Origin of the sequence: Mucilaginibacter dorajii (genome assembly GCF_024808255.1) — a bacterium.
In the GTDB taxonomy this organism is placed as follows: domain Bacteria; phylum Bacteroidota; class Bacteroidia; order Sphingobacteriales; family Sphingobacteriaceae; genus Mucilaginibacter; species Mucilaginibacter dorajii.
Genome location: NZ_JANTYS010000005.1, coordinates 155525 through 180148 on the forward strand (window position 1 = coordinate 155525; position 24624 = coordinate 180148).

General features: G+C 41.8%; 19 protein-coding genes. 7 read left to right on the plus strand and 12 right to left on the minus strand.

The features are described from left to right. Positions 1–88: 88 nt before the first annotated feature. From FHS10_RS08610 to FHS10_RS08635, 6 genes are all read right to left on the minus strand, one after another. Positions 89–553 carry a RidA family protein gene (locus FHS10_RS08610; protein ID WP_259089302.1) on the minus strand — a complete coding sequence of 155 codons (465 nt, stop codon included), beginning with the start codon at positions 551–553 and terminating at the stop codon, positions 89–91. A gap of 96 nt (positions 554–649) precedes the next feature. Next, the gene (locus FHS10_RS08615) at positions 650–1756 is read right to left on the minus strand and encodes a hypothetical protein (protein WP_259089303.1); all 1107 of its coding nucleotides are present in this window, start codon (positions 1754–1756) and stop codon (positions 650–652) included. A gap of 101 nt (positions 1757–1857) precedes the next feature. Further along, positions 1858–2670 carry a hypothetical protein gene (locus tag FHS10_RS08620; RefSeq protein ID WP_259089304.1) on the minus strand — a complete coding sequence of 271 codons (813 nt, stop codon included), beginning with the start codon at positions 2668–2670 and terminating at the stop codon, positions 1858–1860. 25 nt (positions 2671–2695) lie between these two features. Beyond that, positions 2696–4249 (minus strand): vanadium-dependent haloperoxidase, encoded by a 1554-nt coding sequence (locus FHS10_RS08625; protein WP_259089306.1) that lies wholly within the window; start codon positions 4247–4249, stop codon positions 2696–2698. A gap of 26 nt (positions 4250–4275) precedes the next feature. Continuing rightward, entirely contained in the window at positions 4276–5208 is a 933-nt protein-coding gene (locus FHS10_RS08630; RefSeq protein ID WP_259089308.1) for a hypothetical protein, read from the minus strand. Between the two features lie 243 nt (positions 5209–5451). Next, positions 5452–6003: a hypothetical protein gene (locus FHS10_RS08635; protein ID WP_259089310.1), complete on the minus strand. Its 552-nt coding sequence runs from the start codon at positions 6001–6003 to the stop codon at positions 5452–5454. A 586-nt stretch (positions 6004–6589) separates the two neighbouring features. On the opposite strand from FHS10_RS08635, the gene FHS10_RS08640 reads away from it, so the two are divergent. The 3 genes from FHS10_RS08640 to FHS10_RS08650 are packed head-to-tail and all read left to right on the plus strand — an operon-like array spanning position 6590 to position 8176. Then, complete coding sequence (locus tag FHS10_RS08640; protein ID WP_259089311.1) at positions 6590–7150, plus strand: YeeE/YedE family protein; 561 nt, start codon at positions 6590–6592, stop codon at positions 7148–7150. 1 nt (position 7151) lies between these two features. Then, positions 7152–7562 (plus strand): DUF6691 family protein, encoded by a 411-nt coding sequence (locus tag FHS10_RS08645; RefSeq protein ID WP_259089312.1) that lies wholly within the window; start codon positions 7152–7154, stop codon positions 7560–7562. A 26-nt stretch (positions 7563–7588) separates the two neighbouring features. Further along, on the plus strand, positions 7589–8176 hold the full coding sequence (locus FHS10_RS08650) for a TlpA family protein disulfide reductase (protein WP_259089314.1): 588 nt from the start codon (positions 7589–7591) through the stop codon (positions 8174–8176). Positions 8177–8245: 69 nt separating this feature from the next. Here FHS10_RS08650 and FHS10_RS08655 read toward each other — a convergent pair whose 3' ends face one another. Next, the gene (locus tag FHS10_RS08655; RefSeq protein ID WP_259089316.1) at positions 8246–8611 is read right to left on the minus strand and encodes a response regulator transcription factor; all 366 of its coding nucleotides are present in this window, start codon (positions 8609–8611) and stop codon (positions 8246–8248) included. Positions 8612–8827: 216 nt separating this feature from the next. Here FHS10_RS08655 and glgX point away from each other — a divergent pair, with 216 nt between their 5' ends. Genes glgX through treY form a run of 3 tightly spaced genes read left to right on the plus strand, consistent with a single transcriptional unit; the run spans position 8828 to position 15462 of the window. Beyond that, positions 8828–10975, plus strand: coding sequence for a glycogen debranching protein GlgX (gene glgX / locus FHS10_RS08660; protein WP_259089324.1), 2148 nt, complete (start codon positions 8828–8830; stop codon positions 10973–10975). Next, positions 10953–12788, plus strand: coding sequence for a malto-oligosyltrehalose trehalohydrolase (treZ, locus tag FHS10_RS08665; RefSeq protein ID WP_259089330.1), 1836 nt, complete (start codon positions 10953–10955; stop codon positions 12786–12788). Before glgX ends, treZ begins: the two co-directional genes overlap by 23 nt. Continuing rightward, a complete protein-coding gene (gene treY / locus FHS10_RS08670; RefSeq protein WP_259089332.1) occupies positions 12781–15462 on the plus strand; it encodes a malto-oligosyltrehalose synthase in 2682 nt (893 codons plus the stop codon). Before treZ ends, treY begins: the two co-directional genes overlap by 8 nt. A 260-nt stretch (positions 15463–15722) precedes the next feature. Here the strand turns inward: treY and FHS10_RS08675 are convergent, their stop codons facing one another. After that, complete coding sequence (locus tag FHS10_RS08675; protein ID WP_259089334.1) at positions 15723–16343, minus strand: TetR/AcrR family transcriptional regulator; 621 nt, start codon at positions 16341–16343, stop codon at positions 15723–15725. A 170-nt stretch (positions 16344–16513) separates the two neighbouring features. Here FHS10_RS08675 and FHS10_RS08680 point away from each other — a divergent pair, with 170 nt between their 5' ends. Further along, positions 16514–17632, plus strand: coding sequence for a mechanosensitive ion channel family protein (locus tag FHS10_RS08680; protein WP_259089335.1), 1119 nt, complete (start codon positions 16514–16516; stop codon positions 17630–17632). Here the strand turns inward: FHS10_RS08680 and FHS10_RS08685 are convergent. From FHS10_RS08685 to FHS10_RS08700, 4 genes are all read right to left on the minus strand, one after another. Next, positions 17629–18114 carry a DUF4126 family protein gene (locus FHS10_RS08685; RefSeq protein WP_259089337.1) on the minus strand — a complete coding sequence of 162 codons (486 nt, stop codon included), beginning with the start codon at positions 18112–18114 and terminating at the stop codon, positions 17629–17631. The two genes, FHS10_RS08680 and FHS10_RS08685, sit on opposite strands and share 4 nt — an antisense overlap. A 485-nt stretch (positions 18115–18599) precedes the next feature. Then, complete coding sequence (locus FHS10_RS08690; RefSeq protein ID WP_259089338.1) at positions 18600–22043, minus strand: efflux RND transporter permease subunit; 3444 nt, start codon at positions 22041–22043, stop codon at positions 18600–18602. A gap of 27 nt (positions 22044–22070) precedes the next feature. Then, entirely contained in the window at positions 22071–23183 is a 1113-nt protein-coding gene (locus tag FHS10_RS08695; protein ID WP_259089340.1) for an efflux RND transporter periplasmic adaptor subunit, read from the minus strand. Positions 23184–23215: 32 nt separating this feature from the next. Next, positions 23216–24565: a TolC family protein gene (locus FHS10_RS08700; RefSeq protein WP_259089342.1), complete on the minus strand. Its 1350-nt coding sequence runs from the start codon at positions 24563–24565 to the stop codon at positions 23216–23218. Positions 24566–24624 lie beyond the last annotated feature (59 nt).

Consider the following 24624-nt stretch of genomic DNA (forward strand, 5'->3'; position numbering starts at 1 on the left):
TTTTGTCTGAACCGGGATTTATCGGATTAAACGATTCTCAGGATTTTTCTCTGTCTTGACTCTTGACTCTTAATTCTTGATTCTTCCCTCAAACCAATTCAAACAAAGCCTCAATCTCCACAGGAATATTATCGGGCAGCGATCCCATACCAACAGCGCTGCGTACGCCTATCCCGTTTTCTTCGCCCCAAACTTTTGCAAATAGCTCGCTGGCGCCATTTATGATAAACGGATGTCTTTCAAAATCCGGGGTGCAGTTAACCATGCCCAATACTTTAATAACGCGTTTAACTTTATCAAGGCTGCCAATATTGGCTTTAATAGTAGCCAGCATAGCCAAACCTACCTGGCGGGCAGCAAGCTTACCATCTTCCATATTAATATCGGCACCAATACGACCGATGATCAGCGTACCATCATCCTGCACCGTTCCGTGGCCCGATAAATAAAGGTATTTACCATCAACTAAACAGGGTTTATAAACGCCAAGCGGCTTTGGTGCAGGCGGCAGGTTTAAACCTAAGGCCGCAAAGTTTTCTTCGGGAGTGTTCATAGCGTAAAACTATCTTTTTTTAATAAAATAGTATCATAAAAAACAAAAAAGCCGGGGGTCTCAAGCCCGGCTTCTCCTTAAACATTAACCAACTTTCTATTTAAATCTGTACGTAATTCCGATGTTGATGGCGTAATCAGCAAAAGCAGCGTCGCCCTGGGTATAAGTTCCGGTTTGCTGTGTCGTAAGTTTATCAGGAACGCTTTGTGTACGGTCGCGTTTTAAGGCAACAGGCACAAAGGCATAAACAGATAACGATTTTAAACGGTAAGTAACACCCGGCTCGGCCGAGATGATGTAGCCCGGCCTCCTGAAACCGTTGCTGCCCCCCACCAGGTCATGAACCGGTAAACACTCATAACGTACGCCTGCCGAAAAATCAAATTTGCTGATCCCATAGCTTGCACCTCCCCTGATCATTACCTGGTCTGGTACGCTCATGATATCGCTTCCATTAGCCACTGCTTTGGTGCTTGGCACCCCCCCGCGGGCTGTAGATACACCGTTTTGCTCCCTTGGGCTAATGAGGTAGTAAAAGCTGCCGTAAAGGCCAAATTTATGGGTGAAATTGTAATAGGTATTCAATTCGGTAGTGATGCCAGTACCGCCATCGCCCAACTGAATTGACTGATCAACCGGACCAAGTGTACGGGCATCGTTGGCAGCGGTATGATAAAAATAATCCTGGTAATTGTAGTTACCGGTTGCAAGTTTTAAACCTAAGCCAACCTGGATGTTTCCTTTGCGTGCTTTGGCCGGATTTAGCAACCATGCATAAGCAGTTAACCTGATATCGCCTAAACCAAAGGAATGCGTGCTCAGGCGTTCTTTGTTGCCATGCTCATATAACGATGAACGGCTGTTATCAATAACCGGTACATTAACCGCAAACGACCAACGATTATTAAAAATGCGGGTAAGGGTTAAATCCTGGGTATAAGAATGATTAATTACGTTGGTACCTAAGGCAATACGTTGTTTTTGCTCCTGTGTACCTACAAAGTGTTTGTATGAACGAAAGTAGCGATTGTTGCTATTAAATAGCCAGCTGCCTGCATCGGCATTGGCACTATCAGGATGCTCATCCATAGTGCATAAACCACCTGTGCTCCTGATGGCTACGCAGCCCTGGGCGTTTGCTTTGGTGTATAAAAATACAATAGCGATTGTGATACCGGTAATGAGTTTTAAGATTGATTTCATATTAGATTTTTAAGTATTTATAAATGGTTTGCTAAAAGCATAGCTAAGCCGGGCATAAAATCCCGACTTAGACCCTTTTTACAGGGGTTTTATGTACATGATTAAACTTTGATAGGAACCTGTTTTTTAAAGGTTAATGATAAGAAACCTGAAGGCACTTTTTTAACCGCGAACCATAAAGACAGCAGTACGCCATAACTGCCACCGCGTTCTACCCATTCAAAAATTTCATATTTGGGATAAAACAGTTCACTGGTTATTTTCCAGGCGATAAATAACAGCAATATATTTGCAAAGGGACGGATGAGTACAGAAAAAGCAGCCAGGATTTCGAGTATACCAACAATGTGCGCCGTTTTAGCCGGGTCATTAAAACCTAAAGAATGATACTGGCCTATGAGGCCTTTCTTTTCAAGAAGATTTAACCACCCATGGCCAACTAACAGCAAGAACGCGAATACCCTTAAAAAACTAATTACTGTTTTTAAAGTCTCGGCATCTAAACTTACGTTATCATCCATACGGTTAAACCATTGCTTAAAGGGTATTTTAAAACCGCCCTGCAATAATAAAAGCACAAACGGTGCCCCAAAATTACCGGCCCGCTCAATAAGCTCGGCAAATGGCTCGCCTGATAATGGCCGCATAGTAGCGGTAGCTATTCCCCATATTACCAGCCAACCTGCTACAACCCTTGTTGGATAAACCAATAATGATAAGCCAAACAGGATATCAATGGTACCAACATAAGGCATCAAGGTATAAGCCGTATCATGCCCGATACCAAAAACCGCGAAGTAATTGCACCAGATCTGTTTAGTGATGATGCCAAAAGCACCATGACCAATAAAGCACATTGCTGCTGCAAAGCGAAGTGTGAAATAAATCTTTTGATCGATAGTTAAGCGCGACATTTTTGTAACTCTTTTTCTGTTGTAATTAATTCCCCGCTCCGTCTGCCTTGCCCCTGTTAACAGCGTATTGACCAACTTTTGCACCGGTTACCAAACCAACTTCACAATCACTGCGGAAGTGAATAGCGCCGTATAACCTCGACATTGCAGCTGCTTGTGCCAAATCGGTAAACTTAGTTCCTCTATCGGGCAACAAATAGGTTAACACGGTTGCAGCGGCAGCGCTGAAGTTAGAGTGTCCTGATGTATAGGCCGGAAAGTTCGGCACGCCTGTTAAAGTTTTGATAATCGGGTCTGCTTGAGACGGGCGTTGGTTAAAGTAAAAATATTTGGTATCCCAGCAAACAATAGCGGCGTCCATTTCGGCCATGTTCAATAACGCAAAATTACGTGCCCAGCGCACTTCGCTATAGTTTTGTTTTACAAATTCATCTGCAGCAATAGCATTCCAATGACCTGTTGGCGTATAAGTACCAATACCATCAGCCCAAAAAGCAACCTGTTCTTCATGATCACGACTGTGATTTTTGCTCATCGCGGTAACTTCCTGTGCTTCCCTGATAAAATCTGCTGAGTTGTAGGCATATGGAGGCGCCGGGCGCAACGCAACAACAGTTAATGTATCAAACAAAAACGGTAATACTTTAGAAAATAACGGCAACATTGGCGGCCTTTTTGGAGTTTCAAGACTTTGCCAGTAGTTATTTTTGTCGTAAGCTGTGGTTTGTAATTTAGCCCAAACTGTTGGGTCGCCAATAGCTTTACCGGCACGATCTGCACGGGCACGGGCTGCAAATACGGTAGCAACCTGCTTGCCCAATGATTCGCCCGCGGTAACCTCACCACGGGTATTGGCACCGGCCATAATACGGTATAGTTTTTCTTCCTGTGCTTTTTCGTTGATATAAGCAATCTCGGTAGGGAACAATAATTTCATAATCTCGGCGGTAGCACCTGCAACAACCGCATCTTCGCTGGGGTATGACGGTAAAGCAGAAACCGGGATCAAAGCCTGTACTGTAGGATCATTTTTATAAGGTGCTGTACGATTGTACGTGTTTTTAAAATGCCAGGCCGCTATTAAAGCATCGTACTGCATCGCGCTTACATAAGCATAAGCCCTTGCAGCGTAAGGCGGGTTTGAAAACGGAAACTCGGGATAGTTGAACGGATTAGCCGAGTTTGGCGCAGGGTAAGTACCATCGGGGTTTTGGTAGGGTGCCACGTTATGTTTTGCAACCAGTTCCCTCAGAATCTCGTTCCAGCGTAAAACAGCGCCCGCGCTCCAATATTTGATACTGGCTTTCTGATCGGCAGTTAAACTACGCTGCATCGCTTTTATCTCGTTGATATCGGCCAGGTATGCTGGCGATGTAACCGCGTCAGGTGCAGAAACAGTAAGTGTGCTGAAATCTTTTACCAACACAGGTTTCCAGGTATCAGCAGTTAAATCGAGATTGGTTGGCGCTAAAGCGGGGTATAAACTGGTGCGGTCTGTTATCTCCTTTTTACAGGATGAGCTTAAAACAGCTACTCCTAAAAACAAAGATGGAATTATATAAAGTAATGGTCTTTTCATCAGATTCTTATTAACGTTGTTTACAATTATTTTTCTTTCCGGGTGTTAAAAATGTAGTAAATGCCACCATACATGGTGCGGGCCTGACCTACGTTCCTGCCTTTTAACACATAATTACCACCGGCGGTAAGCTCTAAACCCGCGATTTTTTGAAAGCTGTATTTAAAAATAACACCTGCCAGGGTTGAGTTCATTTTATTACTCGGAAATGGGTTATCATTTTTACGGATATCAAAACCGCCCAGCGTGGTAACCTTAGTTAAGGTAGCCTCGGCGTTAAATGCCAGACTCCTGAAACCGGCGCTTACCAAAAAGTTGGATACATTTGGCATTTCAACCTGGTTGGTGTAATGCATTTCGGTAGTGTAATAGGAATTTCTGTCGATAGTGATATTACTCCTGCGTACATATTGATAGGCACCGGCAACAAAAAGCTGACTAACCTGGTAATTCACCAAACCACGTAAAGCAACATTTTTGCTGTGTAAACCTATTGATAAAGGTAAAAAGTCGGCTTCGTAATTACTGGCAGGTATCGATCCTGATAAAATAGCGTGAAAAGTTAATAGCCCCTTACCTACCTCCCCCTTAACGGCAAGCCATTTTGCATACGCGCTTATATCCTGTATATTATGTTCGCCTCTTAAAGTTCCGGCGCTGGCGTTGGTGGTTACGTAAGGTAACGATACAGATAAGTTAATCCGGTTTGACAAGCCATATACAAAACCAAGCATGTACGAGTTTGAACTTACGGTACCCAGGTTTGGCGCGTCGCGTTTAAAGGTGCCTTCCCAGTAATGATCCCATTGGCTGTGTGTATAAACACCGGCAGCGCAGACGTAGTTTTTGGGGATCATCAAAGCGTCTGCCTCGGTTTGGGCCTGCGCTAAATTTGATAAAATAAGGCAGCAAGCCATCACGATACAGCATCTGTAAAAATAGAGTAAAGAATGTTTCATTCGATCTAAGTAAGAAAAATCAACAATAAAAATTAATAATAAACAGGTTGATAAAGCATCATTTACGGCTATAAAGCCATAATACAAAGCTTGTTTTTAAAGGGAGTAGCATGAAATTACGTAATTGTTAACGGCAACTTCAACGCCGGGTTAAAGGCGTGGTAAGCTGCTTTGGCAATAATTAAATCAAACTGCACTTTTATTAATAAAGAACAATTCAACATCATAATTTGGTTGCTATAATTAGCAGGTAAAATTTGGCGGTTTGCCGGGTGATTCAACGTAGGGATTGTGGAGATGGTAGATTATAGGGCTTGTTTCAGCTTTTAATAACGTTGAAAACGGCGTAAACTGGTAATTAAGCACAGTAAAGTTATAGTCGTTACCTATGTTTACTTTTTTAAGCGAAGAATCGTGCCCTTTTTTACTCAAAGGCACGTCATTTAGTTCCTTGGCTATGACCAGGCCAGCGGTAACCAGCCGGGTTTTAACGCTATTGGCAATACAAATGAACGACATGGTATCGGGCGTCATTTTGTAACGCAGGTAATTGTAATAAACGCCTTTTAGTTGCAACTGCCCGTTAAGCCTTACATAGTTTTTCCAGGGATGGATACCGGGCATGTGAACAGGCACCTTGATTTCAACAAGCTTGGTAGCGTCGATCTTGTTTTCATAGATCTGCTTCACAATTTGCACATCCGATTGGTTGATCAGATACTGAAATACAAATTGGTATCCGCCCAAATTGAACAGATGCACATTTAATAACAGCATGGCGATAAACCTTTTCACTTAATTGGATATGTATTAGGACATATAATTACTGGTAAATATATTGTTACAATAACACTTAAACAAATAAAAATTAAAATTGTATGGCACAAGTACACCATGTCATTGCGAAGAACGAAATCCGCGGACTGTGAAGGGGGAAATGACAAAGCGACGCTAAAGCTAATGTCATGGGTAACTTGTTTCAGCACCCCACTCGCTAAGTATACATCATGCGGGTTACCTGTCCTGTGGGGTCCCGAAATAAGTTCGGGATGACTTCCGTTTTACAACTTGTCATGGGTAGCCTGTCGAAGGCCTCTGCACGCGCCCTTCGACAGGCTCTGGGTGACAAGCCTTACGAATCCAACACGTCAGGGGCAGGTACGAAGCAATCGCCCGCTAAACAGGGTGGATCTGCATAGTTCGCGATTGCTTCGTACCTCGCAATGCCGTAGCTTTATATTGTTACTCCATATTGTTACTCCGTCCTCACAATCCACTATTTATAAACTCAGCAATGCCGGTTCTTCTTTATACTATAATATTTCCGCGAAACCGTTTTTAAACAACTTCTAAGTATATTCGTTGTATCAAAAATCTTAATATGGAGTTTTTAAAACAACCCTGGCCATGGTACGTCGCGGGGCCTTTGATTGGTCTTGTGGTGCCTGCCCTGCTGTTACTTGGCAATAAAACCTTTGGTATCTCATCGTCTTTGAGGCATATCTGCGCGGCTTGTTTGCCTGCCAATATTGCCTTTTTTAAATACGACTGGAAAAAAGAAAGCTGGAACCTGTTTTTTGCTGCCGGCATTATTATAGGCGGATTTATCGCCACACAACTTTTATCGGGCAACCAAACAGTAAATATCAACCCGCAAACAACCGCTTTACTTAAACAGGAAGGCATAAAGCGTTTTGACGGCTTGTTACCCCAGGATATTTTCAGCTTTGATCAGCTGCTAACCTTACGCGGTTTTATATTTATAGTTGTGGGTGGTTTTATGGTTGGTTTTGGCATCAGGTACGCGGGTGGCTGCACGTCTGGCCATGCCATTATGGGCATCTCCAGCCTGCAATGGCCATCGTTAGTAGCTACCTGCTGCTTTATGATAGGCGGCTTTGCAATGACCTGGTTTATTTTACCTTACCTCATCAGTTTATAGCATGAAAAACATCAAATACCTTTTTATAGGGCTGCTGTTCGGCTTAGTGTTAGTGAAATCGCAGGTAGTTTCGTGGTTCAGGATCCAGGAGATGTTCAGGCTGCAGGCTTTTCATATGTATGGCATTATCGGCAGTGCCATTGTTGTAGGCATGATCTCTATTTTGATCATCAAAAAATTCAATATCAAAACCATTCATGGCGAGACAGTCATCATCCCAACAAAAAAATTCAACTGGGGCAATGTTTACGGTGGCCTGATATTTGGCTTGGGCTGGGCAATTACCGGTGCCTGCCCCGGACCGCTATTTGCACAAATAGGCAGCGGCTTTTTAGTAATATCGGTTACTTTGCTAAGCGCTATTGCGGGCACCTGGGTTTATGGTTTATTGCGTGATAAACTGCCATACTAACCGGTCAATTACATTATATTAGTGATATGATACAACGGAAGCATTTTAGTTTTTCAAATATAGGCCTGGCCATCATAGTAGCTTTAACCATACTAACCATGGCAAGCCCCGTTGCCAAAGGTTACCTCATACGCGGTTTAATGGCTATAGGTTCATACAAGCCCGATGTTACAGGCTATGCCAATCATCATAAAACATATACCAACCTGCCCAACTATAGCTACAGGGATACCAGCGGTAATACCGTTTCCTTATCAGACTTAAAAAACAAAGTGGTGTTTGTGAATTACTGGGCAACCTGGTGCCCGCCCTGTCTGGCCGAAATGCCATCAATCAATAAACTCCGGCAAAAATTCAGGAATAACCCGCAAGTTGTTTTTGTAATGGTTGACGTAGACGACGATTTTGCCAAATCAAAGGCCTTTCTCAAAAAGAATGATTATGATTTACCCTTATATAACTCAGTGAGCACATTCCCGGATGCGTTGTTGGATGGTAGTATTCCTACCACGCTGGTATTTGGTAAAGATGGCAGCCTAAAATACAAACATACCGGCCCTACCAATTATAATGACGAATCATTTGAGGAATATTTGAAAGGCCAGGCGAAATAATTAAAGCTTTTAGAATAGTAAATAATCGTTTCAGGATGAAACTTACGAAACAACAGAATTAACTAAAAATTAAGCCGCGTGCTTTAGGTGATGGGCCACTACACGTATTAATTCGGTTAATTCAAACGGTTTGCTTAACCATGCATCTGCACCGCAGGCTTTTGCAATATCTGCGATATCGGCATAGCCCGATATCATAATAACCGGGATATGGCTGGTAAGCGGATGCTTTTTTATAGTGGCACAAAGTTCGCTGCCAAATCCATCTTTAAGCTTATTATCAACCAATACCATATCGGGCATATGCAAAATAACCCCTTTAATTGAGTTTTTATCAAAAGAAGCTACGGCAGTGTAACCCTCGCCCTGTAAGATCATCTGTATAGCTTCAGACAGATCTACATCGTCTTCAACAACAAATATTTTTTTGCTCATTATTAGGTAGTATTATTAATACAAAGCTACATAGATATTCATAACAATCAATTATAAATTAAGCTATTTAAAGATAAAGTAACCTGTATGGCGTTTGTCTTTTACGTTCAGGATAGTCAACAATGTTTAAAACAAAAAGTTGGGGGCGCTCAAACAAAATTCATACGATTTTCATTAAAAAGGGGACAAAACAATGTTTGACCATTACTGATCATTATGAAAATAACAACATACCCCGGCAAATCATTCCCGCTTGGCGCAACGTGGGATGGCAAGGGCGTTAATTTTACATTATATTCCGAGAACGCTACCGGCGTTGAGCTTTGCCTTTTTAATAACCACGAAGATGAAATTGAATCGCAAAGAATAAACATCACCGAATACTCCGAACTGATCTGGCATATTTACATTCCCGGTTTAAAACCAGGTCAGCTATACGGCTACCGTGTAAGCGGCCCCTATGAGCCCGAGAACGGGCATCGTTTTAATCCCAATAAATTATTGTTAGATCCTTATGCCAAGGCTATATCGGGCGTTATTAACTGGGACGACTCCTTATTTGGCTATGAAATTGGTAACCAGGATAATGACCTCAGCTTTAGCGAAAGTGATAATGCGGCCTTTGTACCCAAATCGGTAGTAGTTGACCATAACTTTGATTGGGAAGGTGATACAGCCCCATGTATCGAATACTACAACTCAGTAATTTACGAAGCCCACGTTAAAGGTTTTACTAAGATGCATCCCGAGATCCCCGAAGAGATCAGGGGTACCTACGCGGCCATTGGTCACCCGGTTACTATTAAGTATTTAAAAGAACTTGGCATAACCGCCATTGAGTTAATGCCGATACACCATTTTTTGAACGACCGGCATTTGATAGATAAAGGTTTAACCAATTACTGGGGTTATAACACCATTGGCTTTTTTGCGCCGGATGCCCGGTATTCATCGAGCGGAGCGCTTGGCGGCCAGGTAACCGAGTTTAAAACCATGGTTAAAGAGCTGCATAAAGCCGGTATTGAGGTGATATTGGATGTGGTTTATAATCATACCGGCGAAGGCAGCGAGATGGGGCCTACCCTATCCTTCCGCGGTATTGATAATTGCTGCTACTATCGGCTAACGGAAGATAACCGCTATTATATGGATTATACAGGCACGGGTAACACACTTAATGCCAACCTGCCCAACGTATTACGCCTGATGATGGATAGTCTGCGCTACTGGATACTGGATATGCATGTTGATGGCTTCCGGTTTGATTTGGCGGCCACCCTTGCCCGCGAATTGCATGAGGTAAACCGCCTGAGCGCATTTTTCGATATCATTCACCAGGATCCCTGCATTTCGCAGGTTAAGCTGATTGCCGAACCATGGGATATTGGCGAAGGTGGCTACCAGGTTGGCAAATTCCCCGCGGGATGGGCCGAATGGAATGGTAAATACCGCGATAGTATCCGCGACTTTTGGAGCGGCACCGAAAGCTCATTGGCCGAGTTTGGCGACAGGATTACGGGAAGTTCTGATCTTTACAAATCATACCGCCGGCCAACCGCCAGCATAAATTTTGTAACCGCCCATGATGGCTTTACGCTTAACGACCTGGTAAGTTATAACGAAAAGCACAACGACGCCAACGGCGAGGATAATAACGATGGTGAAAGCCATAACCGTTCCTGGAACTGCGGCGTTGAAGGCCCCACCAATGACCCGGCCATTAATGAGCTGCGCGAAAAACAAAAAAAGAATTTTTTAACCACGCTGTTCCTTTCGCAAGGTGTACCCATGCTGGTAGCCGGCGATGAAATGAGCCGCACCCAAAAAGGCAACAACAACTCTTATTGCCAGGATAACGAGATCTCCTGGGTCAACTGGAAGACGATGGATAAGGAACTAACGGACTTTACCGGTAAACTCATCAAGCTAAGAAAAGAACATGCCGCGTTTTCACGCAAAAGCTGGTTTAAGGGCGAAGCCGATAAAAAGAGCGGCGTTGCAGATATTGCCTGGTTTTTGCCCGATGGATCTGAAATGAGCGAGGACAACTGGAACCACGATTTTGCCAAGTCGGTAGCGGTGTTTTTGAACGGATTAGGCCTGCACAGTGTGAACGCGGAAGGTGAAAAAGTTGTGGACGATAATTTCTATGTGATTTTCAACGCGCATAGCGAAGCCTTAAGCTATAAACTACCCGCCACCGAATATTCGGAAGATTGGGAACTGATCATCGACACCAATAAGAAGCAATTTGACGACGTACAAGGAACCTTCAAGGCAGAGGAAACCATACAGGTAGAGGCAAGATCGGTTATATTACTAAAACACGAGTTGATCCATAATGGCGAAACAAAACATCATTAACAGAACTATAGGTGTAAATTTTAATAATCTGGGCCTGGCAGATGTATTGGTTTGGGCACCATTTACTGATAAAGTTTTGCTGAAGCTTGCGGATGAAGAGTTAGCCATAATCAAACAAGAACATGGTTACTTTTCGCTTACAACTAACAAGCTTAAACCCGGCGATCAATATCAGTTTGTAGTGAATGGCAAATCATTACCAGATCCGGCTTCACTGTTGCAACCCGGGGGAGTTCATGGCCCGTCAGCTGCGTTTGATCTGAAAGCTTTTGCCTGGACGGATGCCGACTGGCAAAACATTCCCCTATCCAACTACATCTTTTACGAGTTGCATAGCGGCACATTCTCTGCCGATGGTACATTCAAGGGTATCGAGGATAAACTGGACTACCTGGTTGATTTGGGGATAACCGCTATCGAGATCATGCCGGTTTCGCAGTTTCCTGGCAGCCGCAACTGGGGATACGATGGTGTTTTTCCTTTCGCGGTGCAAAATAGCTACGGCGGCCCTGCAGCATTGCAACATTTGGTTAATGCATGTCACCAAAGGGGTTTGGCGGTAGTGTTGGATGTGGTTTACAATCACCTTGGCCCCGAGGGCAATTACTTTGGGCAGTACGGTCATTATTTTACCGACAAATATCATACGCCCTGGGGCAGCGCTATTAATTTTGATGACGCAGGTTGCGACGAGGTTAGGCGATATTTTATTGAGAATGTGTTGATGTGGTTCCGCGATTTTCATGTGGATGCATTACGGATGGACGCGGTACACGCCATCAGGGATTTTAGTCCGAACCATATTTTAAGGGAGATTAACCAGCACGTGGCCAAACTGACTCAGGAAACCGGCAGAACCCATTATGTAATTGCCGAATGCGACCTGAATGATACCCGCTACATTAATCCATTACAAAAAGATGGCTACGGTTTTGACGGCCAGTGGATTGATGAATTTCATCATGCCCTGCGAGTTACTGCAGGCGGCGAACGCAACGGTTATTACAGCGACTTTAATGGCATTGCCGACTTGGCCGAAGCCTACCAAAATGGATATGTTTATCACGGGCAATACTCCAATCAAAGGCAAAAAACGTTTGGCACCACAACCGAAGGGATCAATGGACGGCAATTTGTAGTGTTCTCGCAAAACCACGACCAGGTGGGCAACCGCATGTTGGGCGAGCGCTCAAGCCGGCTTTTTAGCTTTGAAATGCAGAAACTGATGACCGGCGCGGTAATGATCAGTCCCTTTTTACCCATGTTATTTATGGGTGAGGAATGGAGTGAACCCAATCCTTTCCAGTTTTTTGTAAGCCATAGTCAGGAGGAACTGATTGAAGCCGTAAGAAAAGGCCGCAAAGCCGAATTTGCCGATTTTCATGCAGAGGGTAAAGCACCAGATCCACAAGATCAATCAACCTTTGAAAACTCCAAAATAAGTTGGGGTTTATTGGATAAAGGACAACACAAAGTGATGCGTGAGTATTACAAAAACCTCATCAGGCTCAGAAAAAGCCAACCGGCATTCAAAAATACAAATCGCGAAAATATGAGCGTGTTGGTCAATGAAGCAAGTAATACCCTCACCATTCAACGTTGGACAGATGATCAGCAAGTGATTTGCCTGTTAAATTTCTCTAACCATGAACAACAGGTAAATATCCCCGCAGGGATAAACCAATGGCAAAAACTACTGGATAGCGCCGACCCAAAATGGAACGGGCCGGCAGTAGCTGCAGAATTTATAAGTTCAGGCATTGCCGCCGTATCGCCCCAAGCCATCCTCATCTACACCCAACACCATGCATAACCCCATTACCACCTACAGGATCCAGTTTAATAAAGATTTTACCTTTAAGCATTTAAAGGCCATCATCCCCTATTTAACACGGTTGGGCATCGGTACACTTTATGCCTCCCCTATTTTTGAAGCGGTACCCGGCAGTACCCATGGATACGATGTGGTTAACCCGCTGCGAATTAACCCGGAGATTGGTACGATGGCCGAGTTAGAAAGCATCAGCAAATTGCTAAAAAAAAACAACATCGGCTGGTTACAGGATATTGTGCCCAACCACATGGCTTACCATCAAAATAATGCCTGGTTAATGGATGTGCTTGAAAAAGGCAAACGATCTGCCTATGTTGATTTTTTTGACATCAGCTGGTCGGCACCAATTTATAATAACCGTTTAATGGTGCCGTTTTTGGGCGTACCTTTTGAGGAAGCATTAAGCGAACGACAAATTCAAATCGACCTGAAAGATCCGGGCTTTGTTTTTACCTATGGCGAACAATTTTACCCCATCAACCTTCACGGGTATGTCACCATTTTACAGACATCATATGAGCCCAACGACGCGATAAGCGAAATAATAGTTCAAATTAAAGAACTGCAGCAAACTGATGATGATATTGCTTACGCGCTTGGTTTTACCGAATTAAAGGAGCAGTTGACCTCCCTGAATAAATCGGCATCAGTAAAAAAAATACTAAGGCAATGTATTGAAAAGATAAATGCAGATACAGGTATAATAAAACGCATCTCTGATGAACAATACTACCAGCTTTGTTTTTGGCAGGAAACAGAAAAACAAATCAATTTCCGCAGGTTTTTTACGGTAAACGGTTTGATCTGCCTTAATATGCAGCTGCCAACGGTATTTGACACCTGCCATGAACTGATTAAAGAACTTTTGGACAAGGATATCATCCGGGGGCTTCGGCTCGATCATATCGATGGATTGTATGATCCTAAAGGCTATCTTGAACGGCTTCGGGCGTTAACAGGTCCAGAAACCTATATTGTAGTTGAAAAGATCCTGGAAGATGGCGAGAAGTTCCCCGGCGATTGGCCTGTACAAGGCAGTACCGGTTACGATTTCCTGGCTACGGTAAATAACCTTTTTACCCAGGCAGAAAGTAAACATGCTTTTGCCGGTTTCTATCGCGAGCTTACAAAAGACAAGCTGCCGATAACCAGAGCCATCTTAAAAAAGAAATCACTCATTTTATATGAGCATATGTATGGAGAACTGGAAAACCTATACAGGCTTTTCTGCGATCTTGAACTGATCAACGCGGAACTATTTAAACATCACAGTTTTAAGCAGCTGATAGCCGAATTCCTGATCCGTTGCCCGGTTTACCGGTACTATGGCAACGGTTTTCCCTTGCCCGCGGCTGAGCAAAAGGCCATCAAGTGGATTTTTAAAAGCATACGCGAAGCAAAACCTGATTTAGAAAAAAGCGCTGATTTATTAGAGGATATTTTGCTGAAGCAGTATACACCTGCAAGGAGCAAGCGTATACTGCAATTTTACCAGCGCTGTATGCAGTTTACAGGCCCGCTGATGGCAAAAGGCGTTGAAGATACCCTGATGTATACTTATGATCGTTTTATTGGTCATAACGAAGTTGGGGATACGCCAGAGACATTCGGCCTGCCTGTTGATAATTTCCATTCCATTATGGTTAAGCGGCAGCAGCAATGGCCGCTGGCTTTAAACGCCACAGCTACACATGATACCAAACGGGGCGAAGGTGCAAGGGCAAGGTTAAATGTACTGACAGATATTGCCGATGAATGGCTAAAAATGGTTACACATTGGCAACAGATTAACGCCCCACATAAAACCGATGGCTCACCGGATGCTAACGACGAATACCTGCTATACCAAAGCATCATTGGTAGTTTCCCGATGCCGGGCGAAGATGACGACGATTTTTTAAACCGGGTTAAGGAGTACGCAGTAAAAGGCCTGCGCGAAGCCAAACTCCATACCCAATGGGCCGAGCCAAACGAAGTTTATGAGGAAAGTACCCAAAAATTCGTAAGTGCCATTCTGAAACCCGGTAGCGGGTTTATGAAAAGCTTTTTGCCTTTTTTTAAAAAAGTGGCCGATTATGGCATTATCAACTCGCTTTCGCAAATGATTTTAAAGTTTACCAGCCCGGGTGTGGCCGACGTTTACCAGGGCTGCGAATTTTGGGACCTGAGTATGGTTGACCCTGACAACCGCCGGCCGGTTGATTATGATTTAAGAGAGAAGGCCCTGGATGCCATTGTTAACGATAAAATCACCATTGATACCCTTTGGAAAAACAGGTACGATGCTCAAATAAAGCTTTGGCTTAGCCACCTGCTATTTAGCGAACGAAGGGCCAATCCTGGCTTATTTGAAAATAGCCTGTATGTTCCATTAACAGTAAAAGGTAAATACAAGAATAATGTTTTGGCCTTTGCCCGCAGTGATAAAAACCGATGGTATATTGTAGCCATCCCTTTACATCTTGCGCAAATTAATCCCGAGAGTTCAAAACCTTATGAATTGGACTGGCAAAACACCCGATTAATATTACCCGCCGACGCACCTGCTCAATGGCAAAATATTGTTAGTGGTAAACCACACGCCGTTACAGATGAAATTAAAATACGTGAAATATTTAAACAATTGCCTCTTGCTATACTTAAATTGGCTTAGGTTGATCATAAATGTGGGTGCAAGCATTCAAAAGAAAAGCCGGGTAAAGATCAGATCTCTACCCGGCTAAATCACTCTAAAACAATCACCTCTTATTGAAAACAGGATATGTATAACAATAATTGAAAAGGACCTTAAAAAAAAGGCCTTTATTAAATGTTCAAACAAAGATATCTATAAAACCCTGCCATTGCAGCTCCTGCAGTCCATTTTTACGGGGTGTTGACATACCCCGATTCGATATTAATCGATTGCACCAACTAATACATCAAGCCCTTGATAAAGATATCTATCAGGATGAGTTTTTTGGTGCGGATCTCCTCCAGGTGTTCTTTACGCGGAAAACTTACCTTCTTCTGCGCAACCGATGAACCTACCCTGATACCATGCATGGCATCAAGCAACAATTCAACAATTTCTTCGGGATTATCAACCGGTTTAATAATGCCTTTTTCCACTTCGGTTTTAATGGAATTACCCAATAAGCCAAGTTGTGCCTGGTGCACCTGGTCAACAATTTCCCAAATGGTATCTGGCAGGTTTTGTTCATTCAGCCTGAAAAAATCAAAAAAGTTATAATTATTAACTATAAAATCGTGATTGGTATTGATCTGGAAAACAAAAGCGTCTTTTAAATTACCGAAATTGTTGATGTTATCTTCTAACAATTTAATATAATCATTAGCCAGTTTGCGCATTACGGCAATATATAACTGGCTTTTATCCGGAAAGTAATAATACAGCAAAGCCTTTGACATAGATAGATCACCGGCAATTTCATTCATCGTGGTTTTTGAATAACCATAATGTAAAAACCGCTGGTACGATGCCTCTAAAATCTTTTCCCTTTTGATATCCTGGTGATCATTAACTGCAGCCATTTGCTGATTATATTATGTAATTCGCGTATGCGAAATTAAATTCCTGACTTTTTAAACAAATCTATCAATTATTCTACACTTACGTGTATCAACGTCTATTTCGTTACACCTTACTAAAACAATTTTACATTCGTAGTATTTATCATATTGATTAACTACTGTTTTAAGCTATGGATATTGTGAACAAACTCCCTCCCGATTTGCTTGAATTTTCTAAACAACTGCCATCGTTTGTATGGAACCTCATCATTGCAGTAACCGCCATATTTATTGGGCTATTAATCAAAGTTGTAGTAACCCGTCTATTTAAAATTTATGCAGAAAAGAAGGAAACGGATTATTCGCTATTCAGATCGGTTATCGTAAACTTAGGTAAAGCCATTACTTATTTCATACCGCTGTTCCTGCTCAATCTTTTTATCCCGTTAATGCGGATGCCAAAAGAATATCTTACGCCGCTTGATAAGACCATCGAAATTTTACTGACTATTTCTTTTGCAGGCATCCTGGTACGCTGCATCAGGATATTGGAAGATTATATTTATCATTCGTACGACCTTAATAAAGCCGATAACCTTGTTGAACGTAAGGTGCGTACCCAAATTCAGTTTATCCGCAAGTTTTTGGTAGTTGTAATCATTTTTGTAACCATTGCAATCATCCTGCTTAGTTTTGATAGCATGCGTAAAATTGGCACAGGGCTATTAACAGGTGTGGGTATTGGTGGTATCATCATAGGTTTTGCAGCCCAAAGTTCACTGGGCAACCTACTCGCTGGTTTTCAGATCGCTTTTACGCAGCCTATCCGGATTGATGATGTATTGGTAGTTGAAGGCGAATGGGGCCGTGTGGAAGAAATCACCCTAACTTATGTAGTACTCAATATATGGGACAAACGAAGGCTTATTTTACCCATTAACTACTTTATCACCAAGCCATTCCAAAACTGGACGAGAACATCATCCGAGATCCTGGGTACAGTGTTTTTATACGTAGATTATTCGATTCCTTTAGATGTTATCCGTACGGAGTTTGAAAGGCTGATTAACTTAAGTCCGCTTTGGGATAAAAAGGTACAGGTTGTACAGGTAACCGATACCAAGGAGAACAATATAGAAGTGCGTGTATTGATGAGTGCCCGCAACTCGTCAGAAGCATTTGACCTGCGCTGTTACATCCGCGAGAACCTGGTGAGCTATATCCAGCAAAATTATCCGGGTAGTTTACCAAGAATCCGTAACGAGATCAGCAACCTTGAACAATACATGCAGCCTAAAACAACTAACTAAGCAGCGTTGGCCAATTCAATGCCACTGCCTATAACCAGGGCATCTTCAATAGCGCCAACAAGCGGATCCATCACATGACTGGTTTTAACAGCGCCTTTGCGCAGGTAAAAGCTGCCGAAGGTAGAAGCCAGGGCCGAAGCCCCTCCAATTAACGCGCCCATAGCAGCTTTGCCGCCAATGGCTTTGTAAACACTGGCCCCGGCCAGGGCACCAGAAAGCATCCTGAAGCCTATAGACGATCTTTTAATTCGGTTTGGGGTTGATGGTAGTTTATCGCCTATTACTTCGCCAACGGCAAGTACTTTTAATGCAAGCGCTACATTTTTTGATTGCATGAACTGTAAAGGCGAATGATCAAGCTGCCTGGATTGGTGATGACTTAGTATATGACTTGCAATAGCAGGCGCAGCTGTTGAACGCATACCCGCTAACGCGCCCAGACCTACCACCTGCCAAAACGGTTCCGATATTTTGAGTTTCATGGTTGATATTGAATTGATAATTATAAAACCCTGCAAATTGCATTATGTTTCTGATTAAAAAATATAAAGTAATAACGAAGACAACCGACGGAAGGGAGTTCATTAATTCCTATAAAAAACAAATTATTATGTTAAGAGCCCAGGGCAAACGCATCTAATTGGGTTAACATAACTTAACATATTTCAGATAAGACACATCGCAATTAACTATAAATCAATATTTTATATTTTAACAAGGTTAACACTAAACTGATGTATCACGTAATTTAGGTGCACCCAAATATTTGGCTGATTGAGCGCTGAATATTCGCCTCATAGATCATATAAAATATTCTTCAAAGAAATTTAAACGGGCTCTAAATCGGCTATTTAAACCAATTCGGTTGAATGGGCTGATCAACAGCATTAAATTTTAACTTCCTTATAAACCAAAATAGCCGCCAGGATTACTCCGTGCGGCTATTTGGTTTATTTTATTTAGTTATTTAAAGTATTTCTGCTTCTTCCAACACCGGTTTTGTATGATGTTCTTCTTCCTTTTTACCAAAAAGTTTCAATTTAAGGTTATAACGGATAAGATACATACATGGCACCAGGATAAGAGTGATTACGGTAGCGAAACCTAAACCGAAGATCATTGTCCAGGCCAAAGGTCCCCAGAAAGCCACGTTATCGCCACCGAAGTGAATGTGTGGTGCAAAGTGACTAAACATCTCTACAAAGTCGATATTGAAACCTACGGCTAATGGGATTAAGCCCAATATGGCGGCGGTAGCAGTTAATAATACCGGCGTCATACGGGTATGGCCAGCTTCAACAACGGCATCGTGTACACTTGCACCCTGTTCTATCAGCATATCGGTAAACTCAACCAGCAAGATCCCGTTTCGCACCACAACCCCCGCAAGCGCTATAATACCAACGCCAGTCATTACAATAGCCATGGTCATACCAAATATGCTTACTCCTAATAATACACCAATGATACTAAAGAAGATCTCACTGATGATAATGAGCGTTTTACCTATCGAGTTAAACTGGATCATCAGGATGATTAAAATCAAACCGAACGACGTAGCCAAAGCACCACCAAGGAATATTACAGCTTCCATCTGATCTTCCTGACCACCACCCTGACGGATGATCACATTATCAGGTTTTTTAAAATTGTTTATGGCTTTTAAGATCGCAGCATTTACATCATTGGCGTTATATGGTTTAATTACATTAGAACCAAGTGTCAAAACTCTGCGTTGCTGCTTGCGTTTAATATTACTATACGTATTTGTATATCTTACATCTGTAAATGCAGAAATTGGAACCTGACGGATTGCACCACCTGTGGCCAGATCACGGTAAGTGATTTTAAGGTTGCGTAATTCGTCGATATTTCCACGCTGACTTTCTAAAGCCCTAACCTTAATCTGGTAATCGTCCTCTCTTGTATTTCTAAAATCGCCGGCTTTGGCACCAAATATTGCCGTACCTAATGCTTTATTAATCTGGTCGCTACTTATACCTTCGCGATTTGCGCGCTCCCTGTCAATGTCAAACACAATCTCCGGTTTATCATTTTGAACATCTGCTATAAGGTTTTCTATACCTGCAATGTTCTGTTTGGCAAGGTAGCTTTTTAAGCGATTGCTGGTTTTAACAAGGGTATCAAGATTATCACCTGCAATCTCTATAGATATATCTTTTTGAACAGGCGGCCCACTGTTTTCCTGGGCTACAGATATTTTTGCACCAGGTACACCCTGAACAGACGCGCGGATTCTTTTCAGAATTTCTTTAGTATCCTTACCGTTACGTTTACCAAATTCAACAAAAGCTACTGTTATTTTACTCTTGTTTTCGTAATCTCCCTGATCTTCATCAGTCGGATCGCTGACACTTTTAGTAACGTTTGATATAACCGATGAAACGACGTCCTTATCTGGTTCAACCACTTTAGCTACGCGTTGTTCAATTTGTTTGGTTATCTCGTTAGTTGTCGCCTGATCGGTACCGATAGGCATTGTCACATATACATAAGCAAAATTCGGATCTCCAGAAGGGAAAAACTCTGGTGTTTTGCCTAAAAAGTGATTGATTACCAAGGCAAGTACAAATAAAACAAATGTACCGCCAAGTACTGTTGCCGGCCTGTGTACTGCGCGTTCAAGCCACTTGGCATACCATTTTTGAAATTTAGGCCAAACATTATTTTGGAACCTATCTATCACCCTCAGTAATACAAAATGATTAAGCAGGTATAATATGATACAAAGCACCAAAAGATTACCCATGCCCATAGTCCATTTACCGGCCATAAACATCCCATAACTCAACAGCGCTAATACGCCCATTACAAGCGTAGCACGGATGGTTTTTTTATCGAATTTTGGATTATCATGTTCGCCTTCGATGTGTGGTTTCATAAAATCAACCGCGAAAACGGGGTTCATGATATAGGCCACCACAAGCGATGCAAGTAATGTAATGATTAGCGTTATAGGTAAAAAGAACATGAAATGACCTATCAAACTATTCCAGAATGCCAATGGAACAAAAGGAGCCAAAGTAGTCATGGTACCAGAAAATACAGGTAAAAACACCTCTCCGGCAGCCATTTTTGCCGCTTGTTTAATAGGCACCTTTCCGTTGGCAAAAATACGGTGTGTATTCTCGATAACCACAATGGCATCATCTACCACAATCCCGAGTGCTAACAGGAACGAGAACAAAACAATCATGTTCAAGGTAAACCCGATAGCCGGCATTATTAAAAACGCGATAAAGCACGATAAGGGAACCGATAGCGCCACAAATATGGCGTTTGTAGTACCCATAAAAAACATCAGGATTACGGTAACCAACATAAAGCCGATTACAATAGTGTTGATCAAATCATTAAGCGTTGTACGTGTTTTATCAGATTGATCACCGGTTACTGTGATATTTAATCCTTTAGGGAAAACTGTTTTTTGCTTTTGCTTAATCAGTTCATTTATTTTATCTGAAGCCTCTATAAGGTTCTCGCCTGACCTTTTACTTACATTTAGGGTAATTACATTTTTAAATTTGGGGTTTTCCGGCGTTTTTAGGCGTGCATAACTTTCTTGTTCCAAAAATGAATCTTTTACTTCTGCTATATCGTGCAAATAAACCGCCTGGCCCTTAGGATTTCTAATAACCATCGCTTTTACTTCATCGGCACTTTTAAAATCCTGTTTAATATCAATACTGCGGCGAACCCCGTCTGTTTTTACTGTACCTGCCGATGAAAGTATATTTTCATTTCCTACTGCCTGGATAATGTCATTGAAGCCAATTTGAGCGGCTGCCATTTTATCCATGTCAACGTTTACCTGAATCTCTGGAGTTAAAGCCCCAACTTCTACAACCTGCGAAATTTCCTTAAATCCTTCAATCTCATCTTTTAAAACATCAGCATATTCCTTAAGTTTTTTAAGATCATAATCGCCAGAAATATTAATGTATAAAATGGGAAGATCCGCAACATTTATATCTGTAATTGAAGATTCTTTTAAGTTTGGGTCGCTTTGCGGTAGATCTTGTTTAGCTTTATCTACAGCCTCTTTTACATCTTGTTTAGCATCCCTGATCTTAACATCCGCCTGAAATTCAGCCGTAATGATAGAAACATTTTGCACAGAGTTTGAAGTAACTTTTTTAAGTCCTTTTAGTGATTTCAGTTGTTTTTCTATCTGCCTGGTTACCAGGTTTTCCACATTTTGAGGTGACTGCCCTAAAAACTGCGTAGTTACAAACACCTTTGATTGCGCAATATCCGGGAAGTTTTCTTTGGGCAGATTATTATAGCTAATTAAACCCAATACCGTGATCAGAAATATGAGCACGTAAACTGCCGTTTTATTATCTATGGCCCAGCTTGAGGGGCCAAATTCTTTGTTCAGATCTTTCATAATTAACAGATCAAATGATTAATATAATTAATTGGCACCTTGTAAAACCTTCACTTTATCGCCATCCTCTATTTCAGTACCACCTTCGGTGATCAATTGGTCGCCTGCTTTTAAGCCTGACAGTATTTCTGTTTGGCCTCCATAAGTATTTCCAGCTTTAACGTTAACACGTTTAGCAATTCCGTTTTCGTTTAGCAAAACATAATCACCTTCTTCTGATTTCTGGATAGCTTTTACAGGAACCGAGATAGCATTGGTTTTAACATAGTTGGCTATCTGGATAATGGCAGTCATGTTAGGACGCAGGGTTTTACGTACTGGCAGTTTCACCTCTACACCAAAACTACGGGAAGTTGGATCAATTACTTTGGCCGCAAAGGTTACCTTGGTAACCAGGGAATCATTAGCATCGGGAACTAAAATCTTAACTTCGTTACCTGTGTTAACACTACCTGAGTAAGATTCCGGCACATCTGCTTTAACTTTTAGGGCATCGGCGTTAACAATACGGATGCCCACAGGGTTGGTTGGGCTAATGGCCTGACCTAATTTAAGATCCATTTGATCAACTGTTCCGTTTATTGGAGATACAATTTTATACAAACTTGCCTGCTGCCTTAGAGCATCCAAAGCTTTTTTGCTGGCTTGCAGCGTAGTTTGAGCCTGCAAAAATTGAACCTCGGTACCAATTTTTTGATCCCATAAATTTTTCTGACGATCGTACAACGTTTGATTTAAATTAACCTGCGCTTCAGATTGTGCAATGTTTTGCTTAACTACGCTGTTATCCAGTTGTGCAAGTACCTGGCCTTTGCTTACGTGATCACCCGGCTTTACATAGATGCCGGTAATAACAGCAGAGGCCTGCGGATAAGCGGTAACATTATCCTGTGCATCTATTTTACCCTGAATTTGTACATAGTTAGTAAAAGTACCTTGTTTTAGCGTCACAGTACTCACATCGGTAGTTTTTGAAGAATCGTTTGAACCTAACTCTGCTTGTAATTTTGTTATTTTAGAATTTAAGTCGGCCTGTTGATTTTTAAGGTCGGCAAGTTCGGCTTTTTTATCTTTTGGTTTGTTGGTGCAGGCTGCGGCCAAAAGAACCAAAGCAGCCGGTATGTATAATATTTTTTTCATGTCGTGTTTATATAGTGAGTTTAGTTTGTGTTTTATTGAATGCGTCCGTAGGCCTGGTCAAGGTCAACTTTGCTAACCAGCGCGTCATATAATCCCTGTATGTATTTATTATCAGCATCTTCAAGCGCTGTTTGGGCTTGTGTTACCTCAATACTTGAGCCTACCCCCTGCTGATATTTAATTTTTGATACCCTTAAAATTTCCTGGGCAAGTGCCTGGTTGGCCTTTTGATTGTTAAGCGTTTGCAGGCCATTAATAAAATTAACATTAGCCGTTTTAGCCTGAAGACTCAATTGATTTTTGAGGTCGTTAAGGTCATTTTGAGACTTCTGAACAGTTATTTTTGATTGCCTAACCTGGTTTAGCCTTTGACCGCCACTAAAAATAGGCACATTTAATGATAAGCCTATATAACTTGACGGAAATACAGCGCTATATAAATTACCAAAACTGTTATTTTGATATGAGGCCGTGTAGTTTCCATTGAAATTTAAAGATGGCAAGTAAGCTGTCTTTTTATTTTTAAGATCAAGCTGATTTAGTTTTACATTGGTTTGTTGTAAATTATACTCAATCCGATTATGGTAAAACGCAGTATCAACAGCTAAATCACCAGTATTATCTGTAAGATTTATATCCTGTAATTTACTGGTTAACAGCAAATTGTCTTCAATAGGCATACCCATTTGAAATTTCAATAACTGGTAATTTAACGCCAACGACCTGATTACGTTTTCGCGTTCGGTTACCAGGTTGTTGTATTGAACTGTAATTCTATCTACGTCAATTTTTTCAACGAAGCCTTGTTTATTCTGTGCTACTGTTTGATCTACTTGTTGTTTTAGCTGGGCAATATTGGCATCAAGCAATTTAACCTGCTCATTACTTACCAAAACCTGGTAGTAGGCCTTGGTTACATTTACATTAGCCGTGATTTTTGAGCGGGTATAATTGCGGGTTGATAACTCTTTATAAGTTTTTGAAGCCTGCAACCCTACAAAATAGCTACCGTCAAAAAGTTTCTGGGTTACGTTTACACCTAAGTTCGATTGGTATTTAACGCCAAATTTTACAGGTACAAATGTTCCCGGAGCACCAAAAAACTCGCCTGGTAATAAAGTGGTAGGAATTTTAAGATAATCCTGAATGCCGGCAGAACCGCTTACCTGTGGCAAACCTATACCGGTTGTCTCTTTAACTTTATATTCCGCGCTTTTAACATCCAGCCCTGAGTTTACTACTGCATTTTGGTGTTCATACGCATAGTTTACGCACTCCTGAATGTTGAAACTAAAGGTTTGACTATTAGGTGGCGTTTCCTGGGCATAGCTTTTGAAGGCTATGGCACAAAAAACTGTCGCCGTAAAAAGTAAATATTTCATTGTATATATATGTTGTTGGGTTATTGTTCTGTTTGTTGCTCAAATATCTTTTGCGTTAA